Origin of the sequence: Pseudomonas sp. 7-41 (genome assembly GCF_021233075.1) — a bacterium.
GTDB classification, from domain to species: domain Bacteria; phylum Pseudomonadota; class Gammaproteobacteria; order Pseudomonadales; family Pseudomonadaceae; genus Aquipseudomonas; species Aquipseudomonas veronii.
In genome coordinates this window covers 243,739-266,582 of the sequence record NZ_CP089551.1, presented here as the reverse complement: position 1 = coordinate 266,582, position 22,844 = coordinate 243,739, and the positions used below count along the sequence as shown (strand labels likewise).

Genomic DNA, 22,844 nt, shown 5'->3' with positions numbered 1-22,844 from the left:
ATGACTCAGTCCCAGACCGATCTACGCAACGGCCCTGACGCCAACGGCCTGTTCGGCGCATTCGGCGGCCGCTACGTCGCCGAAACCCTGATGCCGTTGATCCTCGACCTGGCCCGCGAGTACGAAGCGGCCAAGATTGATCCTGCGTTCAACGAGGAATTAGCCTACTTCCAGCGCGACTACGTCGGTCGACCAAGCCCGCTGTATTTCGCTGAACGCCTGACGGAGTTCTGCGGCGGCGCCAAGATTTACCTCAAGCGCGAAGAGCTGAACCACACCGGCGCGCACAAGATCAACAACTGCATCGGCCAGATCCTGCTGGCGCGGCGCATGGGCAAGAAACGCATCATCGCCGAGACCGGCGCCGGCATGCACGGTGTGGCCACCGCCACCGTGGCCGCGCGTTTCGGCCTGCAATGCGTGATCTACATGGGCACCACTGACATCGAGCGCCAACAGGCCAACGTATTTCGCATGAAGCTGCTGGGCGCTGAAGTGATCCCGGTGGTCGCCGGCACCGGCACCCTCAAAGACGCGATGAACGAAGCTCTGCGCGACTGGGTGACCAACGTCGACGACACGTTCTACCTGATCGGCACCGTTGCCGGCCCGCACCCTTATCCTGCGATGGTGCGCGACTTCCAGTCCGTGATCGGCAAGGAAACCCGCACCCAGCTGCAAGCCCAGGAAGGCCGTCTGCCGGACAGCCTGGTGGCGTGCATCGGCGGAGGGTCCAACGCCATGGGCCTGTTCCACCCGTTCCTGGATGACAGCAGCGTCGAGATCATCGGCGTCGAAGCCGCAGGCTTTGGCATCGAAACCGGCAAGCACGCCGCCAGCCTCAACGGCGGCGTACCGGGCGTACTGCACGGCAACCGCACCTTCCTGCTGCAGGACGACGATGGCCAGATCATCGACGCCCACTCGATTTCCGCCGGCCTCGACTACCCCGGCATCGGCCCTGAGCACGCCTGGTTGCACGATATCGGCCGCGTCCAGTACACCTCGGTGACCGACCACGAAGCGCTCGACGCCTTTCACAAATGCTGCCGCCTGGAAGGGATTATTCCTGCACTGGAAAGCGCCCACGCCCTGGCCGAAGTGTTCAAACGCGCGCCGACCCTGCCGAAGGAACACCTGATGGTGGTCAACCTGTCCGGCCGTGGCGACAAAGACATGCAGACCGTGATGCACCACATGGAACAGTCCCAGCAGGAGAAACACTAAATGAGCCGCCTGCAAACCCGCTTTGCGCAACTCAAGCAACAAAACCGCGCCGCCCTGGTGACCTTCGTCACCGCCGGCGACCCCGGTTACGACACCTCGCTGGCGATCCTCAAGGGCTTGCCCGCTGCCGGTGCCGACGTGATCGAGCTGGGCATGCCCTTCACCGACCCGATGGCCGACGGCCCGGCCATTCAACTGGCCAACATCCGCGCGCTGAGCGCCAAGCAAAACCTGGCGAAAACCCTGCAGATGGTGCGCGAGTTCCGCAAGGACAACAGCGACACCCCGCTGGTGCTGATGGGTTACTTCAACCCGATCCACAAATACGGCGTGCCGGCCTTTATTGCCGACGCCAAGCAAGCCGGGGTCGACGGCCTGATCGTGGTCGACCTGCCGCCCGAACATAACGGCGAGCTGTGCGACCCGGCCCAGGCGGCAGGCATCGACTTTATCCGCCTGACCACGCCGACCACCGACGACGTGCGCCTGCCGACCGTGCTCAACGGCAGCTCGGGCTTTGTGTACTACGTGTCGGTGGCCGGTGTGACCGGTGCCGGTGCCGCCACCCTGGAACATGTCGAAGAAGCCGTGGCCCGCCTGCGTCGCCATACCGACCTGCCGATCAGCATCGGTTTCGGTATCCGCACGCCGGAACAAGCGGCCGCCATCGCGCGCTTGGCAGATGGTGTGGTGGTGGGTTCGGCGCTGATCGATCACATCGCCAACGCCAGCAACGACCAGCAAGCCATCGACGGCGTGCTGAGCCTGTGCGCGGCGCTGTCGGAAGGTGTCCGTAACGCACGTAAGTAAGCGCCTCGTATGCGGTAGGTAAAGTTCCTGATACACAGGAATCAACTGGCAACACCGTGGCCTAAACAACAAGACCAAGGGATTTCGAACCGTGTTCGCAATCCCTTTTTTTGTATGTGTGCCCCGAGGAATTCCCGATGAAAATGCGCAAATCCGTGATTGCTGGTTGTGGCGTCCTGGTGCTTGCCGCCAGCGCCCTGGTGCAAGCCGCGCCGCCTGACCAGCGCGGTGACGACCGTGGCGGCCCACAAGACCAGCACGAGCAACGTGGCGACGACCATCGCGGCCCGCAGGACAACCATCGCGGCGGCCCGCCCCAGGACTTCGGCCCGGTGCGCCAGATCATCCACGACAACCACGGCCAATTCGGCCGTGGCGCGCCACCGCCGCCGAATGTGCGCCTGGTCCGTGGCCGGCCGCTGCCCCACGGCTACTATGGCGAACGCCTCGACAACCGCGCCCTGGCGCGCCTGCCGTACTACGAGGGTTACGAATGGCGCCGTTCGGGCCCGGACGTGGTGCTGATCGCAGTGGGCACCGGCATCGTCTATGAGATTCTGGAAGGCGTGTTGAACTGACGCCACGGTTCCGCGATTTCTTCCGCTAGGCTTAAGGGGCGAACCGTTCGTTCCCCCTTAACGCACTTCATGCCTATTGCCGTCTAACCACCTCAGCAAGCCCCGGTATTTCTTGCGCTCCCGGTCGTTAAGTTAGCCGCATCAGAAGTCATTCTTGGCTCTATGGAGTACATCATGGCATTTGATCTCATCACCGAATCGGACCGCCGTCACGCCACCTTGCAAAAAGGCTTCAACCTGCGCTGGCCGTTGGGCAACGTGCAGGGCCAATCCTCGCCCAACGGCGCCAACCTGATTTACCTCTGTTACAGCCCCCAGGACATCATCGACGCCGCGGCGCAGGCCCTGGCCGTTGCCAATGGCCGGATTACCGTGCGCAGCGGCGGCCACTGTTACGAAGGTTTCGTCGCCAACAAGATGCCCGACAACCCCAATGAGGTATTGGCGATTCTGGATATCGGGCAAATGAAGCAACTGGACTACGATGCCGACGGCCAACTGCACTCCCAGTTGATACCGACCTTGCCCTATCGCTACCGCTTTCGCCTGGAGGCCGGCGGGCAGAACTGGGACGCCTACGTCGCACTGTACACGTTGGCCAACAAGACCCTGCCCGGGGGTTCGTGTTATTCGGTGGGCCTGGGCGGGCACATCTGCGGTGGCGGCTACGGCTTGCTCTCGCGCAAACACGGCCTGGTGTGCGACTGGCTGTCCGGTGTCGATATTCTGGTGCCCAACGCCCAGGGCAACGGCCTGACAGCGCTGCATGTCTGCCGGGAGAGCACCGACCCGGACGAACTGGACCTGTTTGCCGCGTGCTGCGGTGCCGGCGGCGGGCAGTTCGGGATCATCACCAGTTATTACTTCAAGGACCTGCCGGACGCCCCCAAGGAGGTGCTTTGGCTGGTACTGGAATGGGACTGGGCGATGCTGACCAAACCGGCGCTCGAGCGATTGCTGGTGGCCTATCAAGCCTGGTTCGCCCAACATCAGGCCAACCCGGACACCTGGGGCCTGGCGACCAAGCTGGAAATGCGCCACCAGCACACCGGCAACGTCACGCTGGGCATTCACTACGTGGACAAAGACGGCGAGTTGAACGATCAGGCGCCCTTCAACGATTTTGTCACGACGATGCTGGACGCCATCGGCATTGCCGCCAGCGAATCGGTGACACCGTTTCACGTGATCCACCTGCCGCGAAGCAACCCCACCGGGCGTGTCATCAACTCCTTGAGCACGGCGCAGGCCGTCGTGCGCCGTCTCGACTGGCTGCCGTGCCAGCAAACCCTCAACGGCTCCGGCGACAACCAGCGCGGGCGCTATAAGTCGGCCTATCAGAAAGGCATTTTCACGCCGCAGGTGTTATCCGCGATCTGGACCACACTGACCTGGCCCGACCCGGCGAACGTGTTGACCCAAAGCCTCATACAGATCCAGTCGTTCGGCGGGCGCATCAACCAGCCAGATCCGGCGGTGCGGCGCGAATCATCCGCGGCCCAGCGCGGCTCTTTCCTCAAGTGGCAACCGCAGTGTTATTGGCGCGATGCCAGTGCCACCACCGACCAGGCACATGCCGATTGGATTCAGGGGCTGTTTTTCAACGCCTTCGCCAACGATCAAGGCGTGCCGCTCAACGCAGAGTTCGAGGGCTGCTACATCAATTACCCCGACCTCGACATGACGCACCTCGGCGGCAACCCGGCGAACGCCAAGAACCCCCAGTGGTACACGGTTTTCTTCCCCGACCTGATCATCGAAAGCCGGCTGCGGCTTACCAAGCAGCGCTGGGACCCGCTGAATATATTCCGCAACGAAATGTCGGTGCCGTAAGCCGCAAAAAAAACGGGCGACCCCAAGGTCGCCCGTTTTTTTTTACAACTCGATCCGTTCGACCTTGCCCACCAACAAGATGTAGGAAAGCGCCCCGAGCAACGCCAGCACTGCGATATAGGTGATTGCCGGTGCGAACGAATCGCCGCTGGCCAGGAAGCCAATCACGATCGGCGTGGCAATCGCCGCCAGGTTGCCGATGAAGTTGAACACGCCACCGGTCAAGCCGAGCAAGCGAGCGGGTGCCAAGGTCGACACCAGCGACCAGGTGATCGACGCCAGGCCATTGCCGAAGAACGCCACTGCCAGGAACGCAATCACCCAGGCCGTCGAATCCACGTAGTTGGCGCCAATGATCGCGGTGGAAATCAACAGCCCGCCGATGATCGGCAACTTGCGCGCAAAGCCCACTGATGCGCCGCGGCGAATCAACCAGTCGGAAAAAATCCCGGAGCACAGCACGCCGACAAACGCCGCGAGGAAGGGCAGGGAAGCGAGCAGGCCGGATTTGATGAAGTCCATCCCGCGATATTTCACCAGATAGGTCGGGAACCATGTCAGGAAGAACCACAGCGTGGAGTTCAGGCAGAACTGCCCCAGGTAGATGCCCCAGAGTTTGCGCTTGCTCAGCACGATGCCCAGGTCGACCCAACTGAACGGTGCCTTGGTGGTTTGCGCCTGCATGTCCACCAGCCCGCCGCCGGCACGGATCAGTTCGATTTCAGCGGCGTTGGCGCCTTTGAAGTCCTTCGGCTCGCGGTACACCGCGTACCAGATCAGCGCCCAGAGGATGCCGACGCCGCCGGTGGTGACAAACACCATGTGCCAGCCGTAGTGGTGCTGTAACCAGGCCAGCACCGGGGTGAGAAACGCCAGCCCGACGAACTGGCCGGAGGTGTAGAAGCCAATCGCCGTGGCGCGCTCACGCTCGGGGAACCACGTGGTGACCACGCGGCTGTTGATCGGATAGGCCGGCGCTTCCAGGGCGCCCACCGCCATGCGCAGGACAAACAGCGCGATGAAGCTGGCCGCAAAACCGAGCATCACAGTGGCGATGGACCACAGCAGCAGGGCCACGGTGTAGAGGATGCGCGGCGGCACCCGGTCGACCAGCCAGCCGCCGGGGATTTGCATGGCGGCGTAGGTCCAGCCGAACGCCGAGAAAATCAGCCCGACATGCACCGGGTCGATGCCCAGGTCACTGGTCAGGGCCGGGGCCGCGATCGACAGGTTGCTGCGGTCGAGGTAGTTGATCACCACGGTGATAAACAGCAGCACCATGATGAAGTAGCGCTTTCTGCTAGGCGTGACTAAAGAAGCCTGCCCGGTGAGGGATTCAGGGTGCATGGGGTTGTCTCTTCTTATGTTTATTGAGGACGGACTTACTGACCAAACCAGCTCAAATGTGGGAGGGGGCTTGCCCCCGATAGCGGTGAACCAGCCGCCGAAGATGTCGACTGACACTCAGCTATCGGGGGCAAACCCCCTCCCACATTTTTTGCCACATTTTTTCAGGCAGACATCACCACTCGGCAAAACTGCCGTCGGCATGGCGCCAGATCGGGTTGCGCCAGCGATGGCCGATGGCCGCGCGTTCGATCACGTATTCCTCGTTGATCTCGATGCCCAGGCCCGGCCCGTTGGGGATCTTCACGAAGCCCTGGTCATAGTCGAACACGCCCGGGTCGCGCACGTAGTCGAGCAGGTCGTTGCTCTCGTTGTAGTGAATGCCCAGGCTTTGCTCCTGGATAAACGCGTTGTAGCAGACCGCGTCCAGCTGCAGGCAGGCGGCCAGCGCGATCGGGCCCAGCGGGCAGTGCAGCGCCAGGGCCACGTCGTAGGCTTCGGCCATGTTGGCGATCTTGCGGGTTTCGGTGATACCGCCAGCGTGGGAAGCGTCCGGCTGGATGATGTCGACGTAGCCTTCGCTGAGCACGCGTTTGAAGTCCCAGCGCGAGAACAGGCGCTCGCCCAGGGCAATCGGGGTGCTGGTCAGCGGTGCGAGTTCTTTCAGCGCTTCGTAGTTTTCGCTGAGTACCGGCTCTTCGATGAACATCAGTTTGTACGGGTCCAGCTCTTTCATCAGCACCTTGGCCATGGGCTTGTGTACGCGGCCATGGAAGTCGACGCCGATGCCCACGTTGGGGCCGACGGCATCGCGCACGGCGGCGACGTTGGCCAGCGCCAGGTCGACTTTTTCGAAGCTGTCGACGAACTGCAATTCTTCCGTGCCGTTCATTTTTACCGCAGTGAAGCCACGGGCCACGGCCTCTTTGGCGGCGCGGGCGGTGTCGGCGGGGCGATCGCCGCCGATCCACGAATACACGCGAATCTTGTCACGTACCTGGCCGCCCAGCAGGTCGCTGACCGACACGCCCAGGGCCTTGCCCTTGATGTCCCACAGCGCCTGGTCGATGCCGGCCAGCGCGCTCATATGCACGGCGCCGCCGCGATAGAAACCGCCGCGATAGAGCACGGTCCAGATGTCTTCGATATTGCGTGGGTCTTTGCCGATCAGGTAGTCGGACAGTTCCTCGACCGCAGCCGCCACCGTGTGGGCGCGGCCTTCGACCACGGGTTCGCCCCAGCCGGTGACGCCCTGGTCGGTCTCCACTTTGAGGAAGCACCAGCGCGGTGGGACGATGAAGGTAGTCAGTTTGGTGATTTTCATCTTCTTATCTCTCTTGTCGATGCAGCGCCCAAGGCGCCAAGCTTGCGATCAGTTCAAGGCGTTCCAGGCCGCGACATACGCCTGGGCACTGCTCGCCACCTCGGCCACGGACATGCCCGGCTTGAACAATCCGGACCCCAGGCCGAAGCCTCTGGCGCCGGCGTCGAAATACACCTGCATGTTGGCCGGGCTCACGCCGCCGACCGGCAGCAACAGCGTGCCCGCCGGCAACACCGCCAGCCACGCCTTGATCACCGCCGGGCCCATTTGCTCGGCGGGGAACAGTTTCAATACGTCGGCGCCTTCGGCCAGCGCGGCGAACGCCTCGGTCGGGGTGGCCACACCTGGCGACAGGTACAGGCCGGCGGCTTTCGCGGCACGCAAGACCTTGGCATCGCTGTGGGGCATCACGATCACCTGGCCACCGGCGGCCTTGACCTGCTCGACCTGCGCCGGCGTCAACACCGTGCCGGCGCCGATCAGGCAATCGGCGGGCAGGCTGTCACGCAGGGTGCGGATGCTGGTGTAAGGGTCCGGCGAATTGAGCGGGACTTCGATCACGCGAAAACCGGCGCGGTACAGCACCTGGCCAATTGCCTCGGCTTCGTCCGGGCGCACGCCGCGCAGGATCGCGATCAAACCGTTTTGCGTGAGTGCTTGCTTGAGCATGTCAGGCCTCCATTGCTGGTTGAATGAGCCCGGCGGCCTGGGCCAACTGCCAGAGGCCGCGTTCGCTGGCCTCTTGCGCCAGGCTGACGTGGGCGAAGCCGCAGAGGCCGAGGGCACGCTGGTAACGTGTACAGAGCGGTGCGGCGCCGACCAGGATGATCGGCTTATGTTTGGCGGCACCGGGCAAGCCGGCGAGTTCATGGCCGATCAACAGGCCGGAGAGGTAGTCGGGCTGCTGGTCCGGGGCAAGTTCGCCGGTCAAGCCCAGGGTGCGTGCGCTGAACAGCGTCGACAGCACGCCGCGCTGGCCGTCTGCCGACAGCGCCACGCGCACGCCGCGGTCGAAAGCCGCCGCCTGGAAGCGTTCGGCGGGTTGTTGGGTGCGCCCGAGCAGGCTGTGCTTGCTCAGCACCGCGAACAGCTCGCCGGTCATGAAGGTGTCGAAATGGGTGATACAGCCATCGACCACCTCGACCCATTTGGAATGGCTGCCGGGCAGGCCGATCAAGACCTCGGCGCCAAGGCCTTGCAGCACGCCGAGTACCTGGGTTTCTTCGCCGCGCATCACGTTGGGCAAGCCGACCTGCTCGATCACGCCGGGCACGATATGCACATCGACGCCGCGCACACTGCGCACGCGGTGCAACGCTTGGCCGAGGCTGGCGACGTCGACCGGGGTGTTGCGGTAGGCCGCTTCGCTCCAGCCCTGGGCGCTGCCGACCATGCCGCAGGCGATCACCGGCAAGCCCGGTTGCGCGTCGAGCCAATCGCCACAGGCCGCGTCGAACGCCAACTCGAAGCCATCGCTGCAGCAAACGCCGGCAATCTCCCGGGGCTGGCTGGGCAGGTGCATGATCCCCGACGCCAACGCACGTTGTTCCAGCACCACGCCTGCGGGGCCGAGTTTATAAGCACGAAGGGAACTGGTTCCCCAATCGAGCGCGATCAATTGCGCCGGCATCGCTTCACCTGAAATGAGTGGGTGCTGAAAAAAGCAGATGGGCGAATATAAACCTATGCTCGGCGATATCTCAATATATAAATATCAATCCCACATATTGGAATTAATCGAGATAAATCCTACAACCACTCCGCCTTTTACTGCGGGAACGGCCAGGCTTTATCTGATAAGAGAGGTTAAAAAACCGACAGATTCAGTTCGCGTATCGCACCCATCCAGATCGCGTACTCGGTGTGGTCCTTCAGGTCGTCGCCCCCTAGACGGCAATCGACGGCAGGGCCAGCCCGGTCAGCGACTGTGCACTGCGCGCCTGCTCCGCCACCAGCCAGTCGACGAACCGCTCGACCAACTGCCCCCGCCGTTTGCGCTGCGGCTGCACCACGTAGTAGCCGAAGCGTGAGATCACCGTGTCGCTGATCGGCCGGCACAGCCATTTCTGTTCCAGCAGGTTGTCCACCAAGTGGCGCCAGCCGATGGCCACGCCCTGGCCGGCAATCGCCGCCTGGATCAACAGGGTGTAGTTATCGAAGCGCAGTTGGCCGGGGGTCGGCGTGCTGGTAATGCCCAGTTCGCGGAACACGCCGCTCCAGTCGAACCACTGGCTGGTGTGTTCCTGGCGCAGGTGCAGCAAGGGGCAGTCGGGCAAGGTCTGCACGGTCAGCGGCGTGGCCTGGTCCTTGAGCCATTGCGGACTGCACACCGGGAACACTTCCTCATTGAACAGCCACAGGCTGTCGCCCTGCTTGAAACGGCCGTCGCCAAACAGCACCGCCACGTCGATATCGCTGCGCAACGTGGCGTGATTGCGCTCGCTGGTCACCAGGCTGACGTCGACCTGGGGGTTGGCCGCATGGAAGCGATGCAGGCGCGGCATCAGCCAGTAGGCGGCGAAGGCGAAGTCGGTGGCCACTTGCAGCACTTCGTGCTGGTCCTGCTGGGTGATCGCGCTCAGGCCCTGGTTGATGGTCTGCAAACCGCCCTGGACATGTTCGAACAGCAGCGCGCCGGCGTCGGTCAGCTCGATGCCACGGTAGATGCGATCAAACAGGCGGATCGCCAATTGCTCTTCGAGGCGCTTGATCTGCTGGCTGATGGCCGGTTGGGTGGTGCCCAGCTCCATCGCCGCAGCGGTAAAACTGCGGTGGCGCGCCGCCGCTTCGAACGCCCGGAGCAAATCGAGGGATACGTCGCCGAAGGCTTTATACATAAGCTGTACTTATCCTAGACATTGCATTTCATGGGCTTTACCCCATTTTCCATGGGCTGCATGCTCATTCGCATAAACACCGCCTATGGAATGCCGAAGACCCATGAAGCGCAAGAACATTCTTTTCATCATGGCCGATCAAATGGCCGCGCCGATGCTGCCGTTCTACGGACCTTCCCCGATCAAGTTGCCGAACCTCAGTCGCCTCGCCGCACAAGGCGTGGTGTTCGACGCCGCCTACTGCAACAGCCCGCTGTGCGCGCCGTCGCGCTTTACCCTGGTCAGCGGCCAGTTGCCGAGCAAGATCGGCGCTTACGACAACGCGGCAGATTTCCCCGCCGATGTGCCGACGTATGCCCACTACCTGCGTCGTCTTGGCTACCGCACCGCGCTGTCGGGCAAGATGCATTTCTGCGGGCCAGACCAGTTGCACGGTTACGAAGAGCGCCTGACCAGCGACATCTACCCCGCCGACTATGGCTGGGCGGTGAACTGGGATGAGCCGGACGTGCGCCCCACCTGGTACCACAACATGTCCTCGGTGCTGCAAGCCGGGCCGTGCGTGCGGACCAACCAACTGGATTTCGACGAAGAGGTGGTGTTCAAGGCCCAGCAGTACCTGTTCGACCACATTCGCGAGGGCGGCGACCAGCCGTTCTGCCTCACCGTGTCGATGACCCATCCCCACGACCCGTACACCATTCCTAAACCATTCTGGGATCTGTACGACGACAGCGACATCCCGTTGCCCACAACCCCGGCCCAGGGCGATCTCGACCCGCACTCCCAGCGCCTGCTCAAGGTCTACGACCTGTGGGACAAGCCGCTGCCAGTGGACAAGATCCGCGATGCGCGCCGCGCCTACTTCGGTGCCTGCAGTTACATCGACAGCAATGTCGGCAAGCTGCTGCAGACCCTGGAAGACACCGGCCTGGCCGACGACACCCTGATCATTTTCTCCGGCGACCATGGCGACATGCTCGGCGAGCGCGGCCTCTGGTACAAAATGCACTGGTTCGAAATGGCCGCCCGCGTGCCGCTGCTGATCAGCGCGCCGGGGCAGTTCGCGGCGGGCCGTGTGACCCAGGCGGTCTCCACCGCCGACCTGTTGCCGACCTTGGTGGAACTGGCCGGCGGCGAACTCGAACCGTTCTTGCCCATGGACGGCCGCTCGCTGGTCCCGCACCTGCAAGGGCAGGGCGGGCACGACGAAGTATTCGGCGAATACATGGCCGAAGGCACCCTCAGCCCGCTGATGATGATTCGCCGTGGCGCCTACAAATTCATCTACAGCGAAGACGACCCCTGCCTACTGTTCGACATACACAACGACCCGCGCGAGCAGGAAGAACTCAGCCAATCGCCGCAGCATCGGGCGCTGTTTGCCGCCTTTCTGCTTGAGGCGCGGGCCAAATGGGACATCCCGGCGATCCACCAGCAGGTGCTCGCCAGTCAACGCCGTCGCCGCCTGGTCTACCAGGCGCTGACCCAGGGCAAGCTGAAGAGCTGGGATCACCAGCCGCTGGTGGACGCCAGTCAGCAATACATGCGCAACCATATCGACCTCGACGACCTGGAGCGCAAGGCACGTTATCCACAACCCTGCCAAAACTAATAAAACAGAGGGAAGGCCATGCAAAAATTGACTGTGGTGCTGGGCGTAATGGGCATGGCGGCGTTGAGCAGCGCCACCGTGTATGCAGACGCCGGTTGTGAGACGGTGAGGATGGCCGATCCCGGCTGGAGTGATATTGCCGCCACCAATGCCGTCGCCGGTTTTCTGCTGACGGGCATGGGTTACAAGCCCAAGGTCGACACCCTGGCGGTGCCGATCACCTTCGGCGGGCTCAAGGACGGCCAGGTGGATGTGTTCCTGGGTAACTGGATGCCGGCGCAGCAAGGTTTCTACGACAAATTCGTGGCCAACGGCGATGTGGTGCAGTTGGCGAAAAACCTCAACGGCACCGAATTCACCCTGGCTGTGCCGGACTATGTGTGGGACGCCGGGGTGCATGACTTTGCCGACCTCAACTCATTCGCCGACAAGTTCGACAAGAAGATCTACGGCATCGGCTCCGGCGCGCCGGCAAACCTCTCGCTGCAGGAGATCATCAAGAAGAACGACTTCGACCTGGGCCAATGGAAGCTGATCGAGTCCAGCGAACAGGCGATGCTCGCCGAAGTCTCACGGGCGGTGAAGAAACAGCGCTTCATCACCTTCCTCGGCTGGACCCCGCACCCGATGAATGTGCAGTTGAAAATGCATTACCTCAAGGGCGGCGAGAAGTACTTCGGCGACACCGGCAGCGTGTATACCCTGACGCGCAAGGGTTATGCACAAGCCTGCCCGAACGTAGGAAAACTGCTGACCAACCTGAGTTTCACCCAAGCGATGGAGAACAGCATCATGGCCGCGGTGGTCAACAACAAGGTCAGCAACGCGGATGCGGCGAAGGCGTGGATCAAGGCCAACCCGGCGGTACTGGAGCAGTGGCTCGACGGCGTGAAAACCGTGGACGGCCAGGATGCATTGGCGGCCGTAAAAGCCAAGCTCTAAAGCCCACCACTATCCAAATGTGGGAGGGGGCTTGCTCCCGATAGGTGAGTGTCAGTCGACATCTTCGGCGGCTGGTTCGCCGCTATCGGGGGCAAGCCCCCTCCCACAAAAAGCTGGTGTGTACTGATACCCTGAGCCAAACCTTTCAGCCCGAGTTTGCGATGCCCCGGCCCAACCGCCACACACTCTTCCCCTTCCTCAGTTGGCTGCCGCGCCAAACCCGCGCCAGCGTCGGCCGGGACGTGATCGTCGGCCTCAGCGGCGCGGTGCTGGCCTTGCCGCAGTCGATTGCCTACGCGCTCATCGCCGGTCTCCCACCGGAATACGGCCTGTACGCCGCGATCATCCCGGTGCTGATCGCGTGCCTCTGGGGTTCGTCCTGGCACCTGATCTGCGGCCCCACGGCGGCGATTTCCATCGTGCTCTACGCCAGCGTCAGCCCCCTGGCCGTGCCGGGTTCACAGGACTACATCACCTTGATCCTGCTGCTGACCTTCCTCGCCGGGGTGTTCCAGTGGTTGCTCGGCCTGCTGCGCTTCGGCGCGCTGGTGAATTTCATCTCCCATTCGGTGGTGCTGGGGTTCACCCTCGGCGCCGCCGTGGTGATTGCCCTCGGCCAACTGCCCAACCTGTTGGGCCTGGATTTGCCGAGCCAGGCCACGGCGATCAACAGTCTGATGACACTGATCGAGCACGGCGGCGAGTGGGACCGCGCCTCACTCGCCCTGGGGCTCGGCACCTTGCTGGCGGGCGCGCTGCTCAAGTACCTGCTGCCGCGCTGGCCGACGCTGTTGATCACGCTGGCGCTGGGCAGCCTGGCCGCCTGGCTGTGGCCGGCGATATTCGGGCAGGTGGCGCTGGTCAGTGCGTTTATCGGCAAGCTGCCGCCATTCAGCCCGTTGCCGCTGGACCTGGACATGCTCTTGCGCCTGCTGCCCAGCGCCGTGGCGGTGGGTATGCTCGGGCTGGTGACCAGCCTGTCGATCGCGCGCTCGCTGGCGGCGCGCTCACAGCAATTGCTCGACGCCAACCAGGAAGTTCGAGCGCAGGGTTTGTCCAATATCGTCGGCGGATTTTTCTCCGGCTACCTGTCGGCCGGTTCCTTTACGCGCTCCGGCCTCAGCTACGAAGCAGGCGCCTGCTCGCCGCTGGCGGGGGTGTTTTCCGCCCTGTGGGTGGCATTGTTCGCACTGTTTGGTGCAGCGCTGATCGCACATATACCGATCCCGAGCATGGCCGCGAGCATCCTGCTGATCAGTTGGGGCCTGGTGGATCATCGGGGCATTCGCGCGTTGTTCCGGGTCAGTCGCGCCGAGTTTGTGGTGATGAGCCTGACCTGCATCGCCACGTTGCTGCTGGAGCTGCAAACCGCGATTTACGCCGGAGTGCTGGCCTCACTGTTTTTCTACCTCAAGCGCACCTCGCAGCCGCGGGTTCAGCAATGGCGCGACGGCGAGGAAGAGGTGTTGCGGGTCGGTGGCTCGATCTTTTTCGGCGCCAGCCATTACCTGCAGGTTCGCCTGCAAAGCCTGCAGAGTGAGCGGGTGGTAATCGAAGCGCAGCAGATCAACTTTATCGACTATTCCGGGGTGGAGATGCTGCACCAGGAAGCGCGGCGATTAAGGGCGATGGGCCGTAGCCTGACCTTGCGCCGGGCCAGGCCGCAGGTCGTCGAGGAGTTGAAAAAGCTGGAAGGCGCCGACAATTGCCCCATCCATTTCGAAGACTGAATGCGGTCAAACAGGTGGGAGGGGGCTTGCTCCTCCCACCTTTCGAGTTGCCTCAAGCCAATTGGCGGCGCAGTTCGGCCAACACCGGCGCCGAATCCGGACGCACGCCGCGCCACAGGAAGAACGCTTCCGCCGCCTGCTCCACCAGCATGCCCAGGCCATCCATCGCCACCGCCGCGCCGTGTTCCGTGGCCCAGCGGCAGAATGCGGTCGGTTCCTTGGCATACATCATGTCGTAGCAAAACGTTTTGCCCGGCGCGATCAAGCTGCCTGCAATCGGCGGTACATCGCCTGACAGGCTGGCGGAGGTGGCATTGATGATCACGTCCACCGGCTCACACAGCCAGTCGAAACCACTGGCAGACACCGGGCCCAAATCGTCGAACAACTCGGCGAGCATTTCGGCTTTTTCCACGGTGCGGTTGGCGATGATCAGCGACGCCGGCCGCTCGGCCAGCAACGGCTCTAACGCCCCGCGCACTGCGCCGCCAGCGCCGAGCAAGAGGATGCGTTGCCCTTGCAGGTGCAGCCCGGCATTCACCGTCAGGTCGCGCACCAGGCCGGCGCCGTCGGTGTTATCGCCCAGCAGGCTGCCATCGGCCAGCTTGCTCAGGGTGTTCACCGCCCCGGCGCGCTCGGCGCGTGCGGTGAGGGTGTCGGCCAGGCGGTAGGCGTCTTCCTTGAACGGCACCGTGACGTTGGCGCCACGGCCTTGTTGAAAAAACTCACGGGCAAACCCGATGAAATCCTCGAGCGGCGCAAGCAGAGCGCTGTAGTCCAGTTGCTCGCCGGTCTGCTCGGCGAACATGCGGTGGATCAACGGCGACTTGCTGTGGCCGATGGGGTTGCCGAACACCACATAACGGTCCATCAGACCGCCGCCTTGGGCGCAGCCACGCCGAGCCAGTCGCGGTCTTGCAGGAAGTAGTCGGTGAGGCGCGCTTCTTCGCTGCCGGCCTCGGCTTTCCAGTCGTAGCTCCAGCGCACCTGGGGCGGCAGCGACATCAGGATCGACTCGGTACGCCCGCCCGACTGCAGGCCGAACAAGGTGCCACGGTCGTAGACCAGGTTGAATTCAACGTAGCGACCACGGCGGAATTCCTGGAATTCGCGCTGCTGTTCGGTATAGGCCTGGGCCTTGCGGCGCTGCACGATCGGCAGGTAGGCGTCGATGTACGCATCGCCGATGGCACGGATGAAGGCGAAGCAGGTGTCGAAGTCCCACTCGTTCAAGTCATCGAAGAACAGGCCGCCGATGCCGCGCGGTTCGTTGCGATGCTTGATGTAGAAGTAGGTGTCGCACCAGGCCTTGTAGCGCGCATAAACGTCGGCGCCGAACGGCGCACAGGCCTGTTCGGCCACGCGGTGCCAGTGGATGCAGTCTTCTTCGTTGGCGTAATAGGGCGTGAGGTCGAAGCCGCCGCCGAACCACCACACCGGCTCTTCACCTTCTTTTTCAGCGATGAAAAAGCGCACGTTGGCGTGGGAAGTCGGTACATGCGGGTTGTGCGGGTGAATCACCAGCGACACCCCCAGCGCTTCAAACCCACGCCCGGCCAGCTCGGGGCGATGCGCGCTGGCGGACGGCGGCAGGCCGCTGCCAAACACGTGGGAAAAGTTGACGCCGCCTTTTTCGATCACCGTACCGTTTTCAATCACACGGGTGCGACCGCCGCCGCCGGCTGGCCGGGTCCAGGCGTCTTCGATAAAGCGAGTGTCCGTCTCGAAGGTTTCCAGGGCGCTGCAAATACGGTCTTGCAGATCAAGCAGATAGGCTTTAACAGCCTCGGTGCGGGTAGTCATGGCATCACCTTGAATCGGGCAAAGCTACGCGAGGCCATTGGGCGTCGGCGGCAAATGGGCGCACAGGATACCACCGCACTCAACTCCGTCGCAGTTGACGAAGATCAAGCTTAGGAGTCCGATAGGGGGCTACCCGAATTCGAACCCAGGAGAAGTGCAGATGGCCAAACGTATCCAGTTCAGCGCCCATGGCGGCCCCGAGGTGCTTGAGTATGTGGACTACACGCCAGCAGAACCTGGCCCACAGCAGGTTCGGGTGCGCAACGCGGCCATCGGCCTGAACTTCATCGACACCTACTATCGCAGCGGCTTGTACGCGCCGCCGGCCTTGCCGTCGGGCCTGGGCGCCGAAGGTGCCGGTGTGGTCGACGCCGTGGGCAGCGAGGTCAGCCAATTCAAGGTCGGCGACCGCGTGGCCTACGGCAGTGGGCCATTGGGTGCCTACAGCGAACTGCACGTGTTGCCCGCAGCCAACCTGGTTCACCTGCCGGACGACATCAGCTTCGAACAAGCCGCCGGCGCGATGCTCAAGGGCCTGACCGTGCAATACCTGCTGCGCCAGACCTATGAGTTGAAGGGCGGCGAAACCATCCTGTTCCACGCCGCAGCCGGTGGCGTGGGCTCCCTGGCCTGCCAGTGGGCCAAGGCCCTGGGCGTGAAGCTGATCGGCACGGTCAGTTCGCCGGAAAAAGCCGCCGTGGCCAAATCCCACGGCGCCTGGGCAACCATCGACTACAGCAAGGAAAACGTCGCACAGCGCGTGCTGGAATTGACCGACGGCAAGAAATGCCCGGTGGTGTACGACGGCGTCGGCAAGGACACCTGGCTGACCTCGCTGGACTGCGCAGCGCCCCGGGGGTTGGTGGTGAGTTTCGGTAACGCCTCGGGCGCGGTGGACGGGGTGAACCTGGGGATTCTGGCGGCCAAGGGCTCGCTGTACGTCACCCGGCCGACCCTGGCGACCTACGCCAGCAACCCCAAGGACTTGCAGGCCATGGCCGATGATCTGTTCTCGATGATCCAGAGCGGCAAGGTACGCATCGATATCAACCAGCGCTTCTCGCTGGCGGAAGCGGCCAAGGCACAGACCGAGCTGTCGGCGCGGCGCACGACCGGGTCGACCATTCTGTTGCCGTAAGGCTTGGGATTTCGGCGTGGCTAAGGGCGCCATCGCGGGCAAGCCCGGCTCCTACATTTGACCGTGTTGTCATGACGGACAGCGATCGAATGTAGGAGCCGGGCTTGCCCGCGATAGCCACGCCGCGGTCTCAGGACGGCCGCACAACCTCACCCGTCACCAGATCGCGAATCAGGCTCGGGTTCTTGCGCCCACCGAGGGCGCCACCCAACACCAGATCGACCTGGCCACGGAAGTACTGCTCGACGCGAATCCGCGTGCGGGCGGCCGGGCGGCCCTGGGGGTTGGCCGAGGTGGAAATCAATGGCCCGACCAATGAGCACAAGTCGCGCACCAGCGGATGGTCGCTGACCCGCAGCGCCACGGTGTCATGCTCCCCCGTGACCCATTCCGGCAACAGGTCCTGATGAGGCACCAGCCAGGTGTTCGGCCCCGGCCAGGTGCTGGCCATGCGGTCGATCCAATCCTGCGGGAAGTCTTCGAAGAGAAAATCGAACTGGCGGATAGTATCCGCGACCAGGATCAGGCCCTTATCCACCGAGCGGTTCTTGATCGCCAGCAGCCGGTCCACCGCCGCTTCGTTCCACGGGTCACAGCCCAGGCCCCAGACCGCCTCGGTCGGATAGGCAATCACCGCGCCTGCGCGAATTTCTCGTGCGGCTTCCAGCACACGCCACCTGTTGACCATTACTCACTCTCCGGACTAAAGCTCTGCGCAGTTTACCGATCTTCCCTGCAAAACCTAGCAGCGCGCGAGCCAACGCCCGCTTTCGCAGATCACCTGGCCTTCCAGCTCCAATTCAGTGAGGCTCGCCAGCACCTGGGACAACGGCCGCCCGCTGGCAATCGCCAGGGCTTCGCTGGTGTGGGGCGCCGCATGCAGCAGTGCGACCAGTGGATGAGTCGCCGGCAGCGGCACCGGACACGGCAGCGCTTGCCAGCCGCGCAAGCCTTCAAGAATGTGCTCGATGGTTTCCACCAACACCGCGCCGTCGCGGATCAGCTGATGACAACCCTTGGCTGCGGGATGATGGATCGAGCCGGGAATCGCGTATACCTCGCGCCCTTGCTCGGCGGCGAGCCGCGCGGTGATCAGCGAACCGCTGGCGATGCCGGCTTCCACCACCAGCACGCCCAGCGACAGACCACTGATGATGCGGTTGCGCCGGGGGAAATTGCCGGCCTGGGGCGCGGCGTCCAGCGGAAACTCGGAAACCACCGCGCTGCCCTGGGCAATCATCGCGGCCGCGAGGCGTCGGTGGCGCTGTGGATAAAACTTTTCCAGGCCGGTGCCGAGTACGCCGATGGTCTGCCCGCCGACCTCCAGGGCCGCTTGATGCGCCGCGCCGTCAATGCCCAGGGCCAGGCCGCTGGTGATGACAAACCCAGCACTCGCCAGGCTGCGGGAAAAGGCGGCGGCGGTGTCCATGCCGGGGCGCGATGCGCGACGGCTGCCGACCATGGCCAACTGGGGTTTTTCCAGGATCGCAGGGTCGCCGGCAACGAATAACAACGGCGGTGCGTCATCGATCTGGGCCAGCAGTGCGGGGTACTCAGGCTGGTCCCACATCAGCAAATGCTGGGCCGGACGCGCCAGCCAGGCCAATGCGACACTCGCGCCCTCGCGGACTTCATGGCTGCGCCGGGCCTCGGCGCTGACGGCGGGCAAGCCGAGCGAACGCCAAGCGCTGGCCGGCGCGCTGAGCGCTTTCGAGGCGCAGCCGAACGCGTCGATCAACCGGCGAAAACGCTTCGGGCCCAGTTCCGGCAGCCTGTGCAAGCGTAGCCGGGCTTCCAGTTCTGCCGGGGAAATTTCACTGCTGTTTATCGGATACATCTGATCATCCTTGACCGGAACAAGCTGTGGATAACTCTGTTGGTAACTTATTTAGCAGCCTATTTATTGCGTTTGACGGGCCGTCTCGAAACGGTCCATCACCGCCAGTGGCCGCGAGGCATTGAGGACCAGGCCGTAACTGAGTTTTTCGTAGGTGCGAAACACCAGCAGCATGCCGCCGTACTCATCGGCCAGCTTCACCGGAGCGCCGCTGAGAGCGTCGCGTACCGTGGCGCCGTTCTTGATCACATTCAGCCGTTGGCCGTCGACCAGGCCGTCGCGGCGGCCTTTATTCAGGGTCACGGCATCCAGCACGCCGATCTGCGTCACGCCCTTGGGCACGTCGATGATGCGCCCTTCGATAAACGGCGCGGCCTGCGGGCCTTCCAGGCTGGCCAGCGCAACCGGCGGTTCGGCACGCAGCAAGCGGTCGCCGGGGCGCACTTCCTGGGTAACCCGTTGTACGGCAAGGGTGGTCAGGTCGCCGGCCATCACCCAGTGCGCGGTGCCGATGTCGTCGGCGTGGATACCCAGTAACTCCTGGGTTTTGGGGTCGGTGTAGACCTTGCCTCGGCGGAAAATCCCATAGCTTGGCTGGGCCGGGTCCAGGACGCCGCGGGCATGCACGCGCTCGCCATTGGCCCCCAGCACGCGCCCGGCCTCTGCCGCGACAACGTAGGGCGCGTTATCGAGATCGAGGGGCGAATCGAGGATGCGATTGTGTAACAAAAATCGCTGGATGGCCTGTTGCGTCGGTTGATCCAGGCGCGGGCCGGGCGATGGAAGCAGGGCCTGGGCGAACGGCGCCCAGAGCAGCAAGACGAGTAGCGATTTCCTCATGGGGTGAATCTCCTTTATTATGTACGTTCGCGTGAAACGCCATAGCCTTCGCGGCTTCCGAGCGTTCCACACCGGCCGTGCGGGTCCATCCCTACGCCGATTTGCCTTTACCTCACATGTGCAGCAATTACGCTTATGGCTATTTTGAACATCCTCGAATTCCCCGACTCGCGCCTGCGCACGATCGCCAAACCGGTGGCCGTAGTGGACGATAAGGTTCGTCAGTTGGTCGATGACATGTTTGAAACAATGTATGAAGCCCCGGGCATCGGCCTCGCCGCGACCCAGGTCAACGTGCATCAGCGTGTCGTGGTGATGGACCTGTCCGAAGATCGCAGCGAACCACGGGTGTTCATCAACCCCGAGTTCGAAGCGCTGACCGACGAAATGGGCGAATACCAGGAAGGCTGCCTGTCGGTGCCGGAGTTCTACGAGAACGTCGAGCGCCCGGTGCGCGTGAAGATCAGGGCCCTGGACCGCGACGGCAAGCCCTTCGAGCAGGTTGCCGAAGGCCTGCTGGCGGTGTGTATCCAGCACGAATGCGACCACCTCAACGGCAAGCTGTTTGTCGATTACCTGTCCACGCTCAAACGTGACCGGATCAAGAAGAAGCTGGAAAAAAAGCACCGCCAGCAAGCTTGATGCCCTTCTTCCAAAGGCTTGCTGCGGCAAGCCTTTTTCTTTTGTGACTGCTTTTAACCGAGAACGCCCATGACCGAGCCACTGCGCATTGTTTTTGCCGGCACACCCGAATTTGCCGCCGAACACCTCAAGGCCCTGCTCGCCAGCCCTTATGACATCGTCGCGGTGTACACCCAGCCGGATCGCCCGGCCGGTCGCGGGCAAAAACTGATGCCGAGCCCGGTCAAGCAACTGGCGCTGGAGCACCACATTCCCGTGCTGCAACCGCCGACCCTGCGCAACGCCGAGGCCCAGGCCGAGTTGGCCGCGCTGAAACCGGACCTGCTGGTGGTGGTGGCCTACGGCTTGATCCTGCCCCAAGTGGTCCTGGACATCCCGCGCCTGGGTTGCATCAACAGCCATGCCTCGCTGCTGCCACGCTGGCGCGGTGCGGCACCGATCCAACGCGCCGTGGAAGCGGGCGACAGCGAAAGCGGCGTGACCGTGATGCGTATGGAAGCGGGCCTGGATACCGGCCCGATGCTGTTGAAAGTCAGCACCCCGATCACCGCCGAAGACACCGGCGGCAGCCTGCACGATCGCTTGGCCGAGATGGGCCCGCCGGCCGTGATCCAGGCGATTGCCGGGCTCGCTGCCGGCACCCTCGAAGGCGAGGTGCAGGACGACAGCCTGGCGACCTACGCGCACAAACTGAACAAGGACGAAGCGCGCCTCGACTGGAGCCGCCCGGCCGTGGAACTGGAGCGCCTGGTGCGCGCGTTCAACCCGTGGCCGATCTGCCACAGCACCCTCAACGGCGAAGCCTTGAAGGTGTTGGCTGCCACCCTGGCCGACGGCAAGGGTGCCCCCGGTGAAATCATCGGTGCCAGCAAGGACGGCCTGCTGGTCGCCTGCGGTGAACAGGCGCTGTGTCTGACGCGTCTGCAATTGCCCGGTGGCAAGGCGCTGAATTTCAGCGATTTGTTCAACAGCCGTCGTGAGAAATTTGCCGTAGGCACGCTTCTCGGGGTGGCCGCCCAATGAACCCGCGTCTGGCCGCCGCCAAGGCCCTGGCCGCCGTGCTCAACGGCAAGGCTTCGCTGAACAGTTCGCTGCCGACCCAGTTGGATAAGGTCGAAGACCGTGATCGCGGTTTCACCCAGGACCTCGCCTTCGGCACCGCGCGCTGGCAGCCACGGCTGTCGGCGCTGGCAGCCAAGCTGCTGCAAAAGCCGTTCAAGGCGGCCGATGCCGATGTAGAAGCGCTGCTGCTGGTAGGCCTCTATCAATTGCTCTACACCCGCGTGCCGGCCCACGCCGCCATCGGTGAAACCGTCGGCTGCGCCGAAAAGCTGAAAAAACCCTGGGCCAAAGCCCTGCTCAACGCCGTGCTGCGCCGCGCCCAGCGCGAAAGCGAAGCGCTGCTGGCCGAGCTGGAACATGACCCGGTGGTGCGTACCGCTCACCCGCGCTGGCTGCAAAAATCCCTGAAAGCCTTCTGGCCCGAGCAATGGGAAGCCATCTGCGCGGCCAACAATGCACACCCGCCGATGATTCTGCGGGTCAACCGTCGCCATCACCGCCGCGATGCTTATCTGCAATTGCTGACCGATGCGGGCATCGCGGCCGCGCCGTGCGTGTACAGCACCGATGGCATCGTGCTCGAAGCCGCCACCGACGTGCGCAGCCTGCCGGGCTTCGCCGAGGGCTGGATCAGCGTGCAGGACGAAGCCGCGCAACTGGCGGCCGACCTGCTCGACCTGGCCCCAGGCCAGCGGGTGCTGGACGCCTGCTGCGCCCCCGGCGGTAAGACGTGTCACATCCTGGAGGTCGAAAAAGACCTGGCCGGCGTCGTCGCCGTCGACCTGGAAGCCAAGCGCCTGGTGCGCGTGCGGGAAAACCTCGCACGCCTGGGCCTGAGCGCCGAGCTGATCGCCGCCGATGGCCGCGACACCGCCACCTGGTGGGACGGCAAGCCGTTCCAGCGCATCCTGCTCGACGCGCCGTGCTCCGCCACCGGCGTGATCCGTCGCCATCCGGACATCAAGCTGACCCGCCAACCCGACGACATCGCCGCCCTGGCCGTGCTGCAAGGCGAACTGCTCGACGCGTTGTGGCCGACCCTGGAAGTCGGCGGCATCCTGCTCTACGCCACCTGTTCTACCTTGCCCACCGAGAACACCGAGGTCATCGAAGCCTTCCTCGCCCGTACCAGCGGCGCGCGCGAGCTGGACCTCGCCACCGCAGCCGGCATCAAGCAGCCCCACGGGCGCCAATTGCTGGCACAGGAAGGCGGACACGATGGCTTCTACTACGCCAAACTGATCAAGATCGCCGCCGCACGCGGCTGAACGGTTCAAAG

Annotated in this window: 21 protein-coding genes and 1 pseudogene; 11 read left to right on the top strand and 11 right to left on the bottom strand. The window is 63.5% G+C overall.

Annotated features, from left to right (window positions below):
• From trpB to LQ249_RS01140, 4 genes are all read left to right on the top strand, one after another.
• On the top strand, positions 1 to 1,227 hold the full coding sequence (trpB, locus tag LQ249_RS01155) for a tryptophan synthase subunit beta (RefSeq protein WP_017848984.1): 1,227 nt from the start codon (positions 1 to 3) through the stop codon (positions 1,225 to 1,227).
• Positions 1,228 to 2,037 carry a tryptophan synthase subunit alpha gene (gene trpA / locus LQ249_RS01150; protein WP_046381551.1) on the top strand — a complete coding sequence of 270 codons (810 nt, stop codon included), beginning with the start codon at positions 1,228 to 1,230 and terminating at the stop codon, positions 2,035 to 2,037.
• A gap of 137 nt (positions 2,038 to 2,174) precedes the next feature.
• Positions 2,175 to 2,615, top strand: a complete 441-nt coding sequence (locus LQ249_RS01145) for an anti-virulence regulator CigR family protein (protein ID WP_057004935.1) — start codon at positions 2,175 to 2,177, stop codon at positions 2,613 to 2,615.
• Between the two features lie 174 nt (positions 2,616 to 2,789).
• On the top strand, positions 2,790 to 4,448 hold the full coding sequence (locus tag LQ249_RS01140) for a BBE domain-containing protein (RefSeq protein ID WP_232566127.1): 1,659 nt from the start codon (positions 2,790 to 2,792) through the stop codon (positions 4,446 to 4,448).
• Between the two features lie 42 nt (positions 4,449 to 4,490).
• Here LQ249_RS01140 and LQ249_RS01135 read toward each other — a convergent pair whose 3' ends face one another.
• From LQ249_RS01135 to LQ249_RS01110, 6 genes and pseudogenes are all read right to left on the bottom strand, one after another.
• On the bottom strand, positions 4,491 to 5,795 hold the full coding sequence (locus tag LQ249_RS01135) for an MFS transporter (RefSeq protein WP_046381554.1): 1,305 nt from the start codon (positions 5,793 to 5,795) through the stop codon (positions 4,491 to 4,493).
• 175 nt (positions 5,796 to 5,970) lie between these two features.
• Complete coding sequence (dgoD, locus tag LQ249_RS01130; protein WP_003170741.1) at positions 5,971 to 7,119, bottom strand: galactonate dehydratase; 1,149 nt, start codon at positions 7,117 to 7,119, stop codon at positions 5,971 to 5,973.
• A 48-nt stretch (positions 7,120 to 7,167) separates the two neighbouring features.
• Positions 7,168 to 7,788 carry a 2-dehydro-3-deoxy-6-phosphogalactonate aldolase gene (locus tag LQ249_RS01125; protein WP_017848979.1) on the bottom strand — a complete coding sequence of 207 codons (621 nt, stop codon included), beginning with the start codon at positions 7,786 to 7,788 and terminating at the stop codon, positions 7,168 to 7,170.
• Position 7,789: 1 nt separating this feature from the next.
• The gene (locus LQ249_RS01120) at positions 7,790 to 8,749 is read right to left on the bottom strand and encodes a 2-dehydro-3-deoxygalactonokinase (protein WP_232566126.1); all 960 of its coding nucleotides are present in this window, start codon (positions 8,747 to 8,749) and stop codon (positions 7,790 to 7,792) included.
• Between the two features lie 176 nt (positions 8,750 to 8,925).
• A pseudogene (locus tag LQ249_RS01115) lies at positions 8,926 to 9,003 on the bottom strand (DOPA 4,5-dioxygenase family protein); the annotation flags it as partial.
• A 2-nt stretch (positions 9,004 to 9,005) separates the two neighbouring features.
• Positions 9,006 to 9,956 (bottom strand): choline sulfate utilization transcriptional regulator, encoded by a 951-nt coding sequence (locus tag LQ249_RS01110; RefSeq protein WP_017848977.1) that lies wholly within the window; start codon positions 9,954 to 9,956, stop codon positions 9,006 to 9,008.
• Positions 9,957 to 10,059: 103 nt separating this feature from the next.
• Here LQ249_RS01110 and betC point away from each other — a divergent pair, with 103 nt between their 5' ends.
• The 3 genes from betC to LQ249_RS01095 all read left to right on the top strand — a co-directional run bounded on the left by betC (position 10,060) and on the right by LQ249_RS01095 (position 14,243).
• Positions 10,060 to 11,571 (top strand): choline-sulfatase, encoded by a 1,512-nt coding sequence (betC, locus tag LQ249_RS01105; RefSeq protein ID WP_232566125.1) that lies wholly within the window; start codon positions 10,060 to 10,062, stop codon positions 11,569 to 11,571.
• Between the two features lie 18 nt (positions 11,572 to 11,589).
• Entirely contained in the window at positions 11,590 to 12,513 is a 924-nt protein-coding gene (gene choX / locus LQ249_RS01100; protein WP_232566124.1) for a choline ABC transporter substrate-binding protein, read from the top strand.
• Positions 12,514 to 12,674: 161 nt separating this feature from the next.
• Positions 12,675 to 14,243 (top strand): SulP family inorganic anion transporter, encoded by a 1,569-nt coding sequence (locus LQ249_RS01095; protein WP_046381558.1) that lies wholly within the window; start codon positions 12,675 to 12,677, stop codon positions 14,241 to 14,243.
• A gap of 52 nt (positions 14,244 to 14,295) precedes the next feature.
• Here LQ249_RS01095 and aroE read toward each other — a convergent pair whose 3' ends face one another.
• A complete protein-coding gene (aroE, locus tag LQ249_RS01090) occupies positions 14,296 to 15,114 on the bottom strand; it encodes a shikimate dehydrogenase (protein WP_017848973.1) in 819 nt (272 codons plus the stop codon).
• Positions 15,114 to 16,046: an oxygen-dependent coproporphyrinogen oxidase gene (gene hemF / locus LQ249_RS01085; protein WP_017848972.1), complete on the bottom strand. Its 933-nt coding sequence runs from the start codon at positions 16,044 to 16,046 to the stop codon at positions 15,114 to 15,116. The genes aroE and hemF overlap by 1 nt, the downstream gene beginning before the upstream one ends.
• Before the next feature lie 160 nt (positions 16,047 to 16,206).
• On the opposite strand from hemF, the gene LQ249_RS01080 reads away from it, so the two are divergent.
• On the top strand, positions 16,207 to 17,184 hold the full coding sequence (locus LQ249_RS01080; RefSeq protein WP_057004928.1) for an NADPH:quinone reductase: 978 nt from the start codon (positions 16,207 to 16,209) through the stop codon (positions 17,182 to 17,184).
• Between the two features lie 130 nt (positions 17,185 to 17,314).
• Here the strand turns inward: LQ249_RS01080 and LQ249_RS01075 are convergent, their stop codons facing one another.
• The 3 genes from LQ249_RS01075 to LQ249_RS01065 all read right to left on the bottom strand — a co-directional run bounded on the left by LQ249_RS01075 (position 17,315) and on the right by LQ249_RS01065 (position 19,861).
• Positions 17,315 to 17,872 carry an L-threonylcarbamoyladenylate synthase gene (locus LQ249_RS01075; RefSeq protein WP_017848970.1) on the bottom strand — a complete coding sequence of 186 codons (558 nt, stop codon included), beginning with the start codon at positions 17,870 to 17,872 and terminating at the stop codon, positions 17,315 to 17,317.
• Positions 17,873 to 17,926: 54 nt separating this feature from the next.
• A complete protein-coding gene (dprA, locus tag LQ249_RS01070) occupies positions 17,927 to 19,021 on the bottom strand; it encodes a DNA-processing protein DprA (RefSeq protein WP_057004927.1) in 1,095 nt (364 codons plus the stop codon).
• Positions 19,022 to 19,084: 63 nt separating this feature from the next.
• Positions 19,085 to 19,861, bottom strand: coding sequence for a peptidoglycan-binding protein (locus LQ249_RS01065; protein ID WP_232566123.1), 777 nt, complete (start codon positions 19,859 to 19,861; stop codon positions 19,085 to 19,087).
• Between the two features lie 135 nt (positions 19,862 to 19,996).
• Between LQ249_RS01065 and def the strand changes: the two genes are divergently transcribed.
• The 3 genes from def (at position 19,997) to rsmB (ending at position 22,833) form a co-directional block, all read left to right on the top strand.
• Positions 19,997 to 20,503: a peptide deformylase gene (def, locus tag LQ249_RS01060; RefSeq protein ID WP_017848967.1), complete on the top strand. Its 507-nt coding sequence runs from the start codon at positions 19,997 to 19,999 to the stop codon at positions 20,501 to 20,503.
• A 69-nt stretch (positions 20,504 to 20,572) separates the two neighbouring features.
• Positions 20,573 to 21,526 (top strand): methionyl-tRNA formyltransferase, encoded by a 954-nt coding sequence (fmt, locus tag LQ249_RS01055; RefSeq protein ID WP_046381561.1) that lies wholly within the window; start codon positions 20,573 to 20,575, stop codon positions 21,524 to 21,526.
• Entirely contained in the window at positions 21,523 to 22,833 is a 1,311-nt protein-coding gene (rsmB, locus tag LQ249_RS01050; RefSeq protein ID WP_017848965.1) for a 16S rRNA (cytosine(967)-C(5))-methyltransferase RsmB, read from the top strand. The genes fmt and rsmB overlap by 4 nt, the downstream gene beginning before the upstream one ends.
• Positions 22,834 to 22,844: the final 11 nt, after the last annotated feature.

Bases quoted from the DNA above. Each gene is read 5' to 3' on its own strand.
- choX (WP_232566124.1), top strand. From the start codon at position 11,590: ATGCAAAAATTGACTGTGGTGCTGGGCGTAATGGGCATGGCGGCGTTG.
- LQ249_RS01140 (WP_232566127.1), top strand. From the start codon at position 2,790: ATGGCATTTGATCTCATCACCGAATCGGACCGCCGTCACGCCACCTTG.
- trpA (WP_046381551.1), top strand. From the start codon at position 1,228: ATGAGCCGCCTGCAAACCCGCTTTGCGCAACTCAAGCAACAAAACCGC.
- LQ249_RS01125 (WP_017848979.1), bottom strand. From the start codon at position 7,788: ATGCTCAAGCAAGCACTCACGCAAAACGGTTTGATCGCGATCCTGCGC.
- LQ249_RS01080 (WP_057004928.1), top strand. From the start codon at position 16,207: ATGGCCAAACGTATCCAGTTCAGCGCCCATGGCGGCCCCGAGGTGCTT.
- rsmB (WP_017848965.1), top strand. From the start codon at position 21,523: ATGAACCCGCGTCTGGCCGCCGCCAAGGCCCTGGCCGCCGTGCTCAAC.
- LQ249_RS01120 (WP_232566126.1), bottom strand. From the start codon at position 8,749: ATGCCGGCGCAATTGATCGCGCTCGATTGGGGAACCAGTTCCCTTCGT.
- LQ249_RS01065 (WP_232566123.1), bottom strand. From the start codon at position 19,861: ATGAGGAAATCGCTACTCGTCTTGCTGCTCTGGGCGCCGTTCGCCCAG.
- aroE (WP_017848973.1), bottom strand. From the start codon at position 15,114: ATGGACCGTTATGTGGTGTTCGGCAACCCCATCGGCCACAGCAAGTCG.
- trpB (WP_017848984.1), top strand. From the start codon at position 1: ATGACTCAGTCCCAGACCGATCTACGCAACGGCCCTGACGCCAACGGC.
- LQ249_RS01095 (WP_046381558.1), top strand. From the start codon at position 12,675: ATGCCCCGGCCCAACCGCCACACACTCTTCCCCTTCCTCAGTTGGCTG.
- betC (WP_232566125.1), top strand. From the start codon at position 10,060: ATGAAGCGCAAGAACATTCTTTTCATCATGGCCGATCAAATGGCCGCG.
- LQ249_RS01075 (WP_017848970.1), bottom strand. From the start codon at position 17,872: ATGGTCAACAGGTGGCGTGTGCTGGAAGCCGCACGAGAAATTCGCGCA.
- def (WP_017848967.1), top strand. From the start codon at position 19,997: ATGGCTATTTTGAACATCCTCGAATTCCCCGACTCGCGCCTGCGCACG.
- dgoD (WP_003170741.1), bottom strand. From the start codon at position 7,119: ATGAAAATCACCAAACTGACTACCTTCATCGTCCCACCGCGCTGGTGC.
- fmt (WP_046381561.1), top strand. From the start codon at position 20,573: ATGACCGAGCCACTGCGCATTGTTTTTGCCGGCACACCCGAATTTGCC.
- LQ249_RS01145 (WP_057004935.1), top strand. From the start codon at position 2,175: ATGAAAATGCGCAAATCCGTGATTGCTGGTTGTGGCGTCCTGGTGCTT.
- hemF (WP_017848972.1), bottom strand. From the start codon at position 16,046: ATGACTACCCGCACCGAGGCTGTTAAAGCCTATCTGCTTGATCTGCAA.
- LQ249_RS01135 (WP_046381554.1), bottom strand. From the start codon at position 5,795: ATGCACCCTGAATCCCTCACCGGGCAGGCTTCTTTAGTCACGCCTAGC.
- LQ249_RS01110 (WP_017848977.1), bottom strand. From the start codon at position 9,956: ATGTATAAAGCCTTCGGCGACGTATCCCTCGATTTGCTCCGGGCGTTC.
- dprA (WP_057004927.1), bottom strand. From the start codon at position 19,021: ATGTATCCGATAAACAGCAGTGAAATTTCCCCGGCAGAACTGGAAGCC.